This window comes from Paenibacillus sp. 1SOY10, assembly GCF_056836745.1.
Window position 1 is genome coordinate 1 of the sequence record NZ_JBXENK010000013.1, and the last position, 12,301, is coordinate 12,301.

Below are 12,301 nucleotides of genomic sequence, written 5' to 3' on the forward strand. Positions count from 1 at the left end.
ATGCTCTCATAGCTCAGTAGGTAGAGTGCATCCATGGTAAGGATGAGGTCACCGGTTCGAATCCGGTTGAGAGCTTCATTTACATAATAAGGCCCGTTGGTCAAGGGGTTAAGACACCTCCCTTTCACGGAGGTAACAGGGGTTCGAATCCCCTACGGGTCACCATCATTACTAACGCCCAGAATCGGAGGCTTAGCTCAGCTGGGAGAGCATCTGCCTTACAAGCAGAGGGTCGGGGGTTCGAGCCCCTCAGCCTCCACCATGAATAATGGGGATTAGCCAAGCGGTAAGGCAACGGACTTTGACTCCGTCACTCATAGGTTCGAATCCTATATCCCCAGCCATTCTTATTATGAGCCATTAGCTCAGTTGGTAGAGCACCTGACTTTTAATCAGGGTGTCGAAGGTTCGAGTCCTTCATGGCTCACCAGTCCTAACTAAGCAATCCTAAAGATTGCTGCTGGTAAGTGTTTCATTTGTGCGCGTGTGGCGGAATTGGCAGACGCACTAGACTTAGGATCTAGCGTCTTTGACGTGGGGGTTCAAGTCCCTCCACGCGCACCATATTATGCGGACGTGGCTCAGCGGTAGAGCATCGCCTTGCCAAGGCGAGGGTCGCGGGTTCGATTCCCGTCGTCCGCTCCATATTGCGCGCCCTTAGCTCAGCTGGATAGAGCGTTTGACTACGAATCAAAAGGTCAGGAGTTCGAATCTCTTAGGGCGCGCCATCTTTTCTAAATTTCGTTTCACCTTATTAACGGGACGTAGCTCAGCTTGGTAGAGCACCTGGTTTGGGACCAGGGGGTCGCATGTTCAAATCGTGTCGTCCCGACCATCTTTTATAAGGTGCGGGTGTAGTTCAATGGTAGAACTCCAGCCTTCCAAGCTGGTAGCGTGGGTTCGATTCCCATCACCCGCTCCATCTCATAAACGGCAACATCATCGGCTATCACTGGCTTAGATGATGTTTTTTGTTATAATTTTACGCCTGTGAGCCCCGGCTATAAAACTTTTCTATCGTTTACATATACCCTTGAATTTTATTGCTTTACCGTGTTAAGGTTGGTGGAGTTGCCAAGTGATGTAAACACAGAGAAGCTGGAAATCTTTATGAAGCAAGACGGAGAATAGTGGCGAAGCTGCAGGGTAAATCTGCATGAGCCATAATAATTCTTACAAATAAAGTGAAGATTTTCAGGGAAGTTTATTGTATTATGTTAAGAAACCGTCTAAAGACGCGCATTTTAGGGGAACAAGGCAACAGGTGATGACGGTTACTTCTTAGACAGACGGAATAGGGATGAAATGGGGGAGAAACATGACAGAGCTAACGGTTACTGCAGGGAAGGGCAATTCTAATAACCTGCTTAGACGCGACATTCGTTTTTTGGGCAATATTCTAGGAGAGGTCCTTGTGCATCAAGGCGGCAATGAGCTCTTGGATATTGTCGAGAAGATTCGTGAAGCGAGCAAATCGTTGCGGGCTGTATTCTTGCCGGAACTGCACGATGAGTTTAAGGAAATGATCAACTCCCTGGAACCAGGTATTCGCCACCAGGTAATTCGTGCTTTTGCCATCTATTTTCAGCTTGTTAATATCGCCGAACAGAATCATCGCATTCGTCGTAAACGCGATTACGAACGTTCCGCTGGAGAAGCAGTTCAGACGGGGACGATTGAAGCGGCGGTAAGAGACTTGAAGGAACGTGGCTTTAACTATAGCGAAGCGCAAGACATCATCGGGGGCATGTCGCTGGAACTGGTCATGACCGCTCACCCAACGGAAGCGATGCGGCGTGCAATTCTGGATATCCATAAGCGCATTGCAGATGACGTGGCGCAATTGGATAACCCAACGCTGACGTTCCGCGAACGGGAACAGCTTCGTGAGAAGCTGCTCAACGAAGTGCTGACCCTCTGGCAAACCGATGAACTGCGTGACCGCAAGCCAACCGTACTGGACGAAGTCAGAAACGGAATGTACTACTTCCATGAAACCTTGTTCCATGTCCTTCCTGAAGTGTATCAGGAACTGGAGCGATGTTTGACTAAATACTATCCTGAGCATTACTGGCATGTACCTACGTATCTGCGGTTTGGCTCCTGGATTGGCGGCGACCGTGACGGTAACCCGTCCGTAACCTCCGACGTAACCTGGGACACGCTGAGAATGCAGCGTAAGCTGGCTATACGGGAGTATCAACGTGTGTTGTCCGAACTTTTCAAGCACCTTAGCTTCAGTACGAGTATTGTCGATGTAACCAATGAGCTTATGGCTTCGATTCAGCGTGATCGCTTGCAGGTCATACTGAACAAAACGCCGCAATGGAACAACGACAAGGAGCCTTACCGCATCAAGTTGACCTATATGACGGAGAAACTGCACAATGTCCTGGATGACACCAAGAAGGACACTCCGGAACGTTATGCTGACGTGGAAGCTTTTATCCACGACCTGAGAATTATCGACCGCAGCCTACGGCATCATTACGCTGACTATGTGGCGGACACCCATATCAAGAAGCTGATTCGCCAAGTCGAGCTGTTCGGGTTCCATACAGCTACCCTGGATATTCGCCAGCATAGCCAAGAGCATGAGAATGCGATGACAGAAATTCTGGCGAATATGAAGATTGTCGATGACTACTCCGCGCTGGAGGAAGAGGAAAAGCTAAACCTGTTGGAACGCTTGCTGAATGATCCGCGTCCACTGACATCTTCCTATCAGGATTACTCAGAAAGCACTCGGGAATGCCTGGAGGTATATCGTACGGTATATCGTGCTCAAAAAGAATACGGCGAGCGATGTATTACCAGCTATCTAATTAGTATGACAGAGGCAGCCAGCGATATTCTGGAGGTTATGGTATTCTCCAAGGAAGTAGGGCTGTTCCAGAAAGAAGCAGACGGTACAGTAACATGTACCCTGCAATCTGTACCGCTCTTTGAAACAATAGATGACCTGCATGCCGCACCAGGCATTATGCGCCGTTTGCTGAGCATGCCAATTTATCGCCAATCGGTAACAGCGATGAACGATTTACAAGAGATTATGCTGGGTTACTCGGATAGCAACAAAGATGGTGGCGTAGTGACCGCTAACTGGGAGCTGCGCGTAGCGTTGAAGCAAATCACGGCTGCAGCCAGCGAATTCGGCGTCAAGCTGAAGTTCTTCCATGGTCGTGGTGGGGCGCTCGGTCGCGGTGGAATGCCGCTGAACCGTAGCATTCTCGTACAACCGCCGGAAACTATCGGTGGGGGAATTAAGATTACGGAGCAAGGGGAGGTCATCTCCTCACGCTACTCCTTACGTGGCATTGCTTATCGTAGTCTGGAGCAGGCGACATCGGCGTTGATTACCGGAGCGATTCAAGCTAAGCTGCATCAGGAATCTAACCCGCAAGAGGAACGTTGGGAGGAAATTTTGAAGGGCATTTCAGAGACTTCATTAGACAAATATCAGGATCTTGTATTCCGCGAGCCGGAGTTCCTGAAATTTTTCCGTGAATCTACCCCGTTGTTGGAAGTGGGCGAGTTGAACATAGGCTCTCGTCCATCCAAGCGTAAGAACAGTGATCGCTTCGAAGACCTTCGGGCCATTCCATGGGTATTTGCCTGGACGCAAAGCCGTTATTTGTTCCCGGCATGGTATGCCGCGGGTACGGGGCTTCTGAATTATTATCAAAATAATGAGGATAATCTTAAGGTGCTGCAGGATATGTATCAGAATTTCTCCTTCTTCACCACGGTTATCGATACCTTGCAATTTGCCATGATCAAAGCCGATTTGATCATTGCCAAGGAATACGCCAAGATGTGCTCTGACGATGATACGAAGGACCGAATTTTTGGTCAGATTGAAGAGGAGTTCCATCGTACTCGGGATATGGTATTGAAGATTACCGGTATTACGGAAATTCTGGATAATGTACCTGGTCTGCAAGAATCGATTCGTTTGCGGAATCCGTATGTTGATCCGCTTAGCTATCTGCAGGTTCAACTGCTATCTGAGCTACGGACGATTCGGGACGAGGGACGAGATGACGCTGAATTATTACGTGAGGTTCTGCTTACAATTAACGGTATTGCCGCGGGCCTGCGTAACACGGGCTGATACCTTTATTAAATGAATGGAGAGAGAGTCGGCACATTCCTAACGGAGGGTCGGCTCTTTTTCATATATTGGTGTTGACCGAATGTATTGCAATTTGCAAAAAGTTGCTTTACCATTTGAATGAAGTGCCTGCGGCAAGCGAGAGCCGGACAGGCAGTAGCTGTATCTAAGCTCTCCAAAGATCTGGGGGAAAATATGGTGGTGGAACATTTCGATGCAAGGCTGGTGAAGCTCGCCCGTAAAGGGGACCAGATTGCTTTTGCCGAGCTTGTTGATTTATATAAGGATAGATTATTTCATTTAGGTTACCGGATGTTGTCCAACCGTCACGAGGCGGAGGATGTCGTGCAGGAGACCTTCTTAAGGGTGTACAAAAATTGGAGCAGGTACGATGAGAAGCAGAAGTTCTCCACTTGGATCTATCGAATTGCTACCAATTTATGTATAGATCGGCTGCGTAAGCGCAAGCCTAATTATTATCTCGATGCCGAGATGAATGATCAGGAAGGCATGGATGGATATACGCTGATCCCTGGAGATGAACGGACGCCGGAGACGGAGTATCTGTTATCGGAGACGCAACAGACCATTCACCGGGCAATAGAAGGCCTGCCGGCCAAGTACAGATCGGTCATTGTCCTGCGTTATTTGCAGGAAATGTCGCTGCAGGAGATTAGCGATGTGCTGGACATGCCCGTGACGACGGTGAAGACCCGCGTCCATCGGGGACGTGAGTTTTTGCGTAAGAAGTTAGAGCATAAGATGCTGTAAAAAAGACGGCCTGGGCCCTTCGATTTTAGTTGAAACGTTTTGAGAACCGCTACGTATTGTAAGATAGGACGACTAGTGTCTTAGCCGTGCATAGCGTTTTCGCATAGAATGACACTTGAAAGGATTGGCTGATATGGAATGCAAACAAGCCTCCTCATTGATGCATGATTATCTGGACGGCGATTTAAGCCGTACTGATGCTGAACAGTTGAAGCAGCACCTGGAGTGCTGTCCTAAATGCCAGAAGCAATTCAAGGAGCTGGAGCAGACTGAAATGATGCTGTTCGCAACGATCAAGCAGCACACGAATGTCTCAGCGCCCGATGAATTGGTCAATCGGATTATCAGTCAGATTCCCAAGCAGCCCAAACAGCAGGCTTGGATTCAGTGGATCCGGCGACATCCGGCATTGACGGCAGCAGCTATGTTCTTGCTGGTCATGGTATTCAGCGCAGTTTCGATTTGGGATGGCGATGATCAGCTTGTTGTGAAAGGGGCAGACCTGGAACAAGTTATTATTCAGGGCGATACAGTTACCGTGCCCAGCAACTCCAAAATTGCCGGCAACCTGACGATTCAGAATGGGAAGGCAGAAATATATGGAGAGGTTCAGGGCAACTTGACGGTTATTGATGGTTCTTATTATCAGGCATCCACCGCGCATATCTCAGGAGAGGTCAAACAAATTGACCAGGCGCTGGACTGGATCTGGTATAGAATCACCAATACGTTTACGGAAGTCGCCTACAGGTAACACCGCCCTAAAGATGATAAATTGGCGCCTTCCCTCAGGGAGGGCGTTCTTTTATTTTCCGCGCTATTGCTGATTTTTTAACCCCGGCGCTTGCATCTGTCTTGTGAACGTTATAACCTAATAGTTAGGGGAAACCTATAGAGACAAGCATTGATGCTGTACATATCGTTTTCTTGTGGATGATAGTGCTGTGAAGGTCTGCAAGAGACATATCGGGGGTCGCACCATGAATTATTTTGTGAATTTGACTTGGCAGGATACGATTAAGGATGTCATTGATATTCTGATCGTTACCTATATCATATATCATCTGATCTTGCTCGTACGCGGAACAAGAGCAGTCCAACTGCTCAAGGGAATCCTGGTTCTCGTCTTGATCTGGGCGGTCAGCACCTGGTTTGATCTATATACGTTAAAGTGGCTAATGAACCAAATGTTCACGTTTGGCGTATTAGCTGTCTTCATCATCTTCCAGCCTGAACTCCGGCGTGCGCTGGAGCAGCTTGGCCGAGGGAAGCTGTTTGGACGCAACACGGTAGATGAAGAGGAATTCGGGAAGGAAATTAGCGAGATTATTAAAGCCGTAAATTATTTATCCCGTAGAAAAATAGGGGCCTTAATTGTCTTTGAACGAGATACGGGGCTCAATGAATATACTGAATCCGGCATTCCGATGCAATCGATGATCTCTTCGCAACTGCTGATTAACATTTTCATACCCAATACGCCGCTGCATGATGGAGCGGTTATTGTTCAGGGGCATAAGGTCGCCGCTGCGGCTTGTTATTTGCCTTTATCAGAGAATCCGTTCATCAGCAAGGAGCTGGGAACACGGCATCGCGCCGCTATTGGCATCAGTGAGGTAGGGGATGCGGTCTCGATCGTAGTGTCTGAGGAGACGGGACAAATCTCCCTGGCCATCGATGGACAAGTCGTGCGGGATATCAAAGAGGAATCCTTGATATCGAAGTTATATGAGGAGCTTGGGCCAAACTCCGGGGCGAAGGAAATTCGCGGGCCGTTCCGCAAACGGAAGGAGGCCGGCAAGAATGGATAAGTGGCTGACTCATAACAATTTTGCCAAGGTGCTCGCGCTGTTTCTCAGCATTATTTTGTGGGCGATGGTGCATTTGGATAGTGGGACCCCGGTGGATTCTACAACCTTGGCGCAACCAAAGATTATTGATAACGTTAAAATAGAAGTTACGGGATTTGACGAGGACAAGTATGTGCTATATGATCTGGAGCCGGATAGCGTCCGGATGGAGGTCAAGGGGAAACGAATCGATCTGACCACGAATTTCTCCGATTATAAGGTAAGGCTGAACTTGGACAATGTAGGTCCGGGTACATTTACGTTGCCTTTAACCCATGAGCTGCCTCCAGGCGTACAATTAATTTCAATGGACCCTTCCATCGTGAAGGTAACGATTGAGGCTAAGGAGACACGAACGGTTCCAGTATCCATTGTGGTCAAGGGAGAGCCGGATGATGGATTGGTTGCCGGAATTCCCATCGTGGCCGGAGACGGGAACGTGGAGGTCACTTTGCCGGGGAGCGAAGTTGAAGAGCTTAGCAAGGTGCAAGGCGTAGTAGACGTCAGCGGGCTTAAGGATGCTGTAAAGGGAAAAAGTGTCAAGCTGACGGCATATGATAAGCAAGGTGATCCAATCGATAATGCAGAGATATCACCCGCTTCCATTGATGTGGATGTCCCGATTAACAAGTTGTACAAGAATGTGCCTTTGGAGGTGCGTCAGACGGGGAGTCTGCCCCATGGCTATATGTTAGAAGGGATTGAGACGGATGTAGAAGGAGTGGCCCTATACGGGCCTAAGGAAGCTCTGGAGGGCATCTCTTCTTATCCGGTGACCGTGGACCTGAGCCGTGTAGATGGCAGCTCCGCACGAACCCAATTCTCGGTGGACTTGACTCCGCCGGAAGGTTTTGAGAAAATCGAGCCGGGTTCCGTAACGATTACGTTGGACGTAGAGCCTGCTGCTGAGCAGCAAATTGAAGGAGTCCCGGTGAGTCTCCTTAACTTGAATTCTTTATATGATGTCAAATGGGTCAGGCCAGCGGACCACAAGCTGACCCTGACCCTTTCGGGTACACTTGAGGCCTTGGACAAATTAAAGCTGGAGGACATTCATCTGACGGCTGATCTGTCACCCTTGGGCGTGGGCACACATACCATTCCTGTAGAGGTGACGTTACCTGCCCATGTCAAGATGGCTGATTCAGCTCTTACCCTAACGGTTGAAGTGGAATTGACTGAGAAAGGAAGCCCAACTACGGGAACACCCGAGGACACGCCAGATTCGTCTGCGAACGGGCAGCCTTCTTCGGGAAATGAGCCTTCAATCTCGGAAGAGGACCAGGAACAGGGACAGCTACCAGAGAATGCTTCTCCTTCAGGCAATGGAACGTAAGAGTACGGGGAATGCCCTGATGAACATGGGAGAATAGAACCAACAAAACAAGGAATGAACAGTTGAACAATTAGGGTCCAGTGAGCTTGCGATCCTTGCAAAATGTCGAAGGAGTGAAATTATGGGGAAGTATTTTGGAACAGATGGAGTAAGAGGCATCGCTAATCAGGAATTGACGGCAGAATTGGCTTATCAAATCGGGCGTTGCGGAGGTTATGTACTGACCGGTCAGGCCCATAAGCCAAAGGTAGTCATCGGGATGGACACGCGCATTTCAGGCTTGATGCTTGAATCATCATTGATTGCGGGGATGTTGTCGATCGGTGCGGACGTCATTCGGTTAGGGGTTGTTTCTACGCCGGCTGTTGCTTATTTAACACGCTTGTTGCAAGCGGATGCCGGGGTCATGATCTCTGCTTCCCATAACCCCGTCGAGGATAACGGGATCAAATTCTTCGGTAGCGATGGATTTAAATTGTCCGACGAAACGGAGTTGGAGATCGAGGCATTGCTCGATAAGGATACGGATGAGTTGCCACGTCCTATCGGCGGAGGTCTGGGCACCGTAACCGTGGATAACGATTCGAAGCTGAAATACTTAGAACATTTGAAGACGACGATTAGCTCTTCTTTCCAAGGGTTGAAGGTCGTATTAGATTGCGCCAATGGTGCAGCCTATGAGCTGGCACCCAAGCTGTTCCGTGAATTGGGGGCCGAGGTATACACGCTGGCCGCAGAGCCCAATGGTCTGAACATCAATGACCACTGCGGTTCTACGCATCCTGAGCATTTGAAGGAAGAAGTTGTACGATTGGGGGCACATTTGGGGCTTGCTTTTGACGGTGACGCTGACCGCTTGATCGCCATTGACGAGCTGGGTCAAGAAGTGGATGGAGATTATATTCTGTGCATCTGCGGCGACGCCATGAAGAAGGCAGGAAAGCTCAAGGATAACACGGTGGTGTCCACGGTGATGAGTAACTTTGGCTTCTACAAGGCGACCAAGAAGCTGGATTTAAATACACAGCAGACTGCGGTCGGTGACCGCTACGTGATGGCCGAAATGCTGCGCGGCGGGTATAACCTGGGTGGCGAGCAGTCGGGTCATGTTATTTTCCTCGACTACAATACGACGGGAGACGGCATCCTGACAGCGATTCAACTGGTGGATACCCTGCTGACTTCCGGCAAATCACTGAGCGAGCTTAAACAGATCATGAAGCAATATCCGCAGGTACTGGTTAACGTACGTGTACAAGATAAGAGTAAATACGAAGGCAATACCGCTATTGGCGCTGCTGTGGCCGAGGTGGAGCGTACATTAGGTGATAATGGCCGGGTGCTGGTTCGTCCATCCGGTACGGAGTCTCTGATTCGTGTCATGGCCGAAGGGCCGGAGAAGAACGAACTGGAGAAGCTGGTGGGTCAGATCGTTGACGTTGTGGAGAAGGAACTCGTTTAAACTTGGCTTCACGCTATTATTACTGTAAATATACAATAACCGCTGTTCTTGGAGCATGGCTTCGGGATGGCGGTTTTTCTTTGTGCTGGCAGGTGTTCCCGTGCGATGTTCAGGACGGGCCCAAGCAATCGGGACAAGTTGATCATTGCCAAAACGAGTGAAGGTGCATATAATTAAGCATATTCGAGAAAAGAAAGCGAGGGTCGTGAGGTCACTTGGAAAGTTAAGCGCCAGAGCTTCAGCGTGCGCGCATATGAATCTGAAGATTTATTTTGTGAGTAAGGGATTATACTCATCGTCATGGCATGGGCGGCAGGCTAGCTTGCGAACGATGGGATCATCAGACCTTATGAGACGCTTCAGAGGAAGGCTGCGGCAGCTTGGAAGCTGACGAGGTGGAGGTGTTCGAAATGTTCGGCGGGGGCCTCCCGGTGTCACATCACACCGTAACTGTATGGGCAAAAGGAATGGGCGACCGTTCCCACAAACCATACGGACAGATGGAATACGATATTCATGAACTTGATGAATGTCGCGTAAGCAGACGGGCGCGGGAGAGACTTCCGCGGTAGACGAAGCATCAGGATTTGTCGTGAGAGACTTGGCTGAACTCATAAAAAGCAGTTGCTTTTTGACAATTAAATATGTTCTTGTTTCGGTATATCGCGCGAGGTTTCTTTCGTGTTCGCTTCTTACGGTTAACAACCATCTTGTAAGAACGAAACGGAGGAAAATATAATTATGTGTGGTATTGTTGGATATATTGGGAATCGGGATACGCAGTCGGTATTGATCGAAGGACTTAAGAAGCTGGAGTACCGTGGGTACGATTCGGCGGGCATTGCGGTGTTCACGCCGGGTGGACTGAAAATTGCCAAAGCAAAAGGCCGGTTGGCTAATTTGGAGACCAAGCTGGAGAATGCACCACTTGCCGGATCGGCTGGAATCGGTCATACCCGTTGGGCAACTCATGGCAAGCCGTCTGACGTTAATTCTCATCCGCATACCGATCATACGCAGAAGTTCTCGGTGGTTCATAACGGGATTGTCGAAAACTATCTGGATCTGAAAGAAGAACTGATTGAGCAGGGGTATATTTTTGTGTCGGAAACAGATACAGAGGTTATTTCCCATTTGGTGGCTCGCGAGTACCAGGGGGATATCGTAAAGGCTGTGCAGCAAGCGATTCGCCATATGCGTGGCGCTTTTGCGCTTGGGGTATTGACCGAATACGAGCCTGAGAAGCTTGTGGCCGTCCGTCAAGCAAGCCCGTTGATTATCGGTCTTGGCGAGGGGGAGAACTTTATCGGCTCTGATATACCGGCTTTGCTTAATTACACCCGTGATGTGTACATTTTGAACGACGGCGAAATGGCCGTACTGACAAAGGATACTGTCGAATTGATGACCCTTGAGGGGAATTTTATTTCTCGGGAAATGATTCGTGTCGATTGGGATGCCGTGACGGCAGAAAAAGGCGGATATGATCATTTCATGCTCAAGGAAATCCATGAGCAGCCGCGTGCTTACCGGGACACTATGCTTGGCCGCATCGATGAGAGTGGACGTAAGGTAGTGCTGCCTGGATTTAAATTGTCCGACGAGAAGATCCGCAGCATAACGAGCATTCATGTCATTGCCTGCGGTACAGCTTATAATGCTGGCTTGGTTGGCGGAACAGCTATTGAACAGATGGTCCGCATCCCGGTCATGTACGATGTGGCTTCGGAGTACCGTTACCGTTCACCACTCATTACTCCGGATACGCTGGTTATTGTGGTTAGCCAGTCGGGGGAGACGGCGGACACATTGGCAGCCTTGCGTGAAGCGCAAGCTAATGGAGCGCATGTGTTAGCCATTACCAATATGGTGGGGAGCTCGATTGCACGTGATGCGGACGATGTCATTGCCACGCTGGCTGGCCCGGAAATTGCCGTGGCTTCCACGAAGGCATATACGTCACAGTTGATTGCCTTCTATCTGCTGGGGCTCTACATGAGCCAGGTGCGTGGCACGAAGTCCGAGGACGAAGTGGCGCATGTGCTTGCGGCCATGCATGCTCTGCCAGAGCAGGTGGAGAGCATATTGGCTCAGTCCGATACCATTAAGGCCTATGCGGAGCAGATCGCCAAGCATGAGCATTTATTCTTTATCGGTCGCGGGATCGACTATGCAGTCGTGCAAGAAGGCTCGCTCAAGCTGAAGGAGATCTCCTATATTCATTCAGAAGCCTATGCTGCCGGAGAATTGAAGCACGGCACCTTGGCTTTGATCGAGGACGGCGTGCCAGTCATCGCCTTGGCAACGCAGGACAGCGTGCTGGAGAAGACCGTCAGCAACATCAAGGAAGTGAAGGCTCGCGGCGGGGATGTTATGGCCTTCACCCATGAAGAACATGTTCCCAGCCTGTTGAAGTCGGTGGATCAGGCCTTCGCCATTCCGAAGACCCTGCCAATGCTGACTCCGGCCATTTCCGTCGTCCCTCTGCAATTGCTCGCCTACTACGCTTCTCTGGCCCGTGGCAACGATGTTGATAAGCCACGGAACCTGGCGAAGAGTGTGACGGTGGAGTAGGGCGGGGTTAAGGACGAAACTCGTTGTCCCAGTATAAAAAAGTCGCGAACCAGTAAAAGATGTCATGAACCGAAATGCAAGATGAATGATTTTCAGTATCTAGTAGGGAGCCCGAGAGATTAATTCGTGGCTCCCTTTTTAAATGCTGAAAAACATTGTACATACTTCATGGTGATGAAAATGTTGAATGGCAT

Annotated in this window: 8 protein-coding genes and 10 tRNA genes; all 18 read left to right on the top strand. The window is 49.5% G+C overall.

Annotation, left to right across the window (positions count from 1 at the left end; genetic code table 11):
- Nucleotides 1-2: 2 nt before the first annotated feature.
- The 18 genes from AC1VOR_RS20755 to glmS all read left to right on the top strand — a co-directional run bounded on the left by AC1VOR_RS20755 (nt 3) and on the right by glmS (nt 12,107).
- Nucleotides 3-75, top strand: a tRNA-Thr gene (locus AC1VOR_RS20755).
- A 15-nt stretch (nt 76-90) separates the two neighbouring features.
- Nucleotides 91-165 (top strand) — tRNA-Glu (locus tag AC1VOR_RS20760).
- Nucleotides 166-186: 21 nt separating this feature from the next.
- Nucleotides 187-262, top strand: a tRNA-Val gene (locus AC1VOR_RS20765).
- Between the two features lie 7 nt (nt 263-269).
- Nucleotides 270-344: transfer RNA gene (locus AC1VOR_RS20770), tRNA-Gln, on the top strand.
- Between the two features lie 10 nt (nt 345-354).
- Nucleotides 355-430, top strand: a tRNA-Lys gene (locus tag AC1VOR_RS20775).
- Between the two features lie 50 nt (nt 431-480).
- Nucleotides 481-564 (top strand) — tRNA-Leu (locus AC1VOR_RS20780).
- A gap of 6 nt (nt 565-570) precedes the next feature.
- Nucleotides 571-645: transfer RNA gene (locus tag AC1VOR_RS20785), tRNA-Gly, on the top strand.
- 6 nt (nt 646-651) lie between these two features.
- A tRNA-Arg gene (locus tag AC1VOR_RS20790) sits at nt 652-728 on the top strand.
- 30 nt (nt 729-758) lie between these two features.
- A tRNA-Pro gene (locus tag AC1VOR_RS20795) sits at nt 759-835 on the top strand.
- A 13-nt stretch (nt 836-848) separates the two neighbouring features.
- Nucleotides 849-922: transfer RNA gene (locus AC1VOR_RS20800), tRNA-Gly, on the top strand.
- Between the two features lie 396 nt (nt 923-1,318).
- Nucleotides 1,319-4,114, top strand: coding sequence for a phosphoenolpyruvate carboxylase (gene ppc, locus AC1VOR_RS20805; RefSeq protein WP_482620697.1), 2,796 nt, complete (start codon nt 1,319-1,321; stop codon nt 4,112-4,114).
- Nucleotides 4,115-4,309: 195 nt separating this feature from the next.
- Nucleotides 4,310-4,885: an RNA polymerase sigma factor SigW gene (gene sigW / locus AC1VOR_RS20810; RefSeq protein WP_187377718.1), complete on the top strand. Its 576-nt coding sequence runs from the start codon at nt 4,310-4,312 to the stop codon at nt 4,883-4,885.
- Between the two features lie 133 nt (nt 4,886-5,018).
- Entirely contained in the window at nt 5,019-5,639 is a 621-nt protein-coding gene (locus tag AC1VOR_RS20815) for a zf-HC2 domain-containing protein (RefSeq protein ID WP_482620699.1), read from the top strand.
- 226 nt (nt 5,640-5,865) lie between these two features.
- Nucleotides 5,866-6,696 (top strand): diadenylate cyclase CdaA, encoded by an 831-nt coding sequence (cdaA, locus tag AC1VOR_RS20820; protein WP_059049033.1) that lies wholly within the window; start codon nt 5,866-5,868, stop codon nt 6,694-6,696.
- Nucleotides 6,689-8,071 carry a CdaR family protein gene (locus tag AC1VOR_RS20825; protein ID WP_482620701.1) on the top strand — a complete coding sequence of 461 codons (1,383 nt, stop codon included), beginning with the start codon at nt 6,689-6,691 and terminating at the stop codon, nt 8,069-8,071. Before cdaA ends, AC1VOR_RS20825 begins: the two co-directional genes overlap by 8 nt.
- Nucleotides 8,072-8,192: 121 nt before the next feature.
- Nucleotides 8,193-9,533, top strand: coding sequence for a phosphoglucosamine mutase (glmM, locus tag AC1VOR_RS20830; RefSeq protein ID WP_482620702.1), 1,341 nt, complete (start codon nt 8,193-8,195; stop codon nt 9,531-9,533).
- 380 nt (nt 9,534-9,913) lie between these two features.
- Complete coding sequence (locus AC1VOR_RS20835; protein WP_482620704.1) at nt 9,914-10,105, top strand: hypothetical protein; 192 nt, start codon at nt 9,914-9,916, stop codon at nt 10,103-10,105.
- Nucleotides 10,106-10,274: 169 nt separating this feature from the next.
- The gene (gene glmS / locus AC1VOR_RS20840) at nt 10,275-12,107 is read left to right on the top strand and encodes a glutamine--fructose-6-phosphate transaminase (isomerizing) (protein ID WP_482620706.1); all 1,833 of its coding nucleotides are present in this window, start codon (nt 10,275-10,277) and stop codon (nt 12,105-12,107) included.
- The last annotated feature ends 194 nt before the right edge of the window (nt 12,108-12,301 follow it).

Bases quoted from the DNA above. Each gene is read 5' to 3' on its own strand.
- glmS (WP_482620706.1), top strand. From the start codon at position 10,275: ATGTGTGGTATTGTTGGATATATTGGGAATCGGGATACGCAGTCGGTA.
- cdaA (WP_059049033.1), top strand. From the start codon at position 5,866: ATGAATTATTTTGTGAATTTGACTTGGCAGGATACGATTAAGGATGTC.
- AC1VOR_RS20825 (WP_482620701.1), top strand. From the start codon at position 6,689: ATGGATAAGTGGCTGACTCATAACAATTTTGCCAAGGTGCTCGCGCTG.
- AC1VOR_RS20815 (WP_482620699.1), top strand. From the start codon at position 5,019: ATGGAATGCAAACAAGCCTCCTCATTGATGCATGATTATCTGGACGGC.
- sigW (WP_187377718.1), top strand. From the start codon at position 4,310: ATGGTGGTGGAACATTTCGATGCAAGGCTGGTGAAGCTCGCCCGTAAA.
- ppc (WP_482620697.1), top strand. From the start codon at position 1,319: ATGACAGAGCTAACGGTTACTGCAGGGAAGGGCAATTCTAATAACCTG.
- glmM (WP_482620702.1), top strand. From the start codon at position 8,193: ATGGGGAAGTATTTTGGAACAGATGGAGTAAGAGGCATCGCTAATCAG.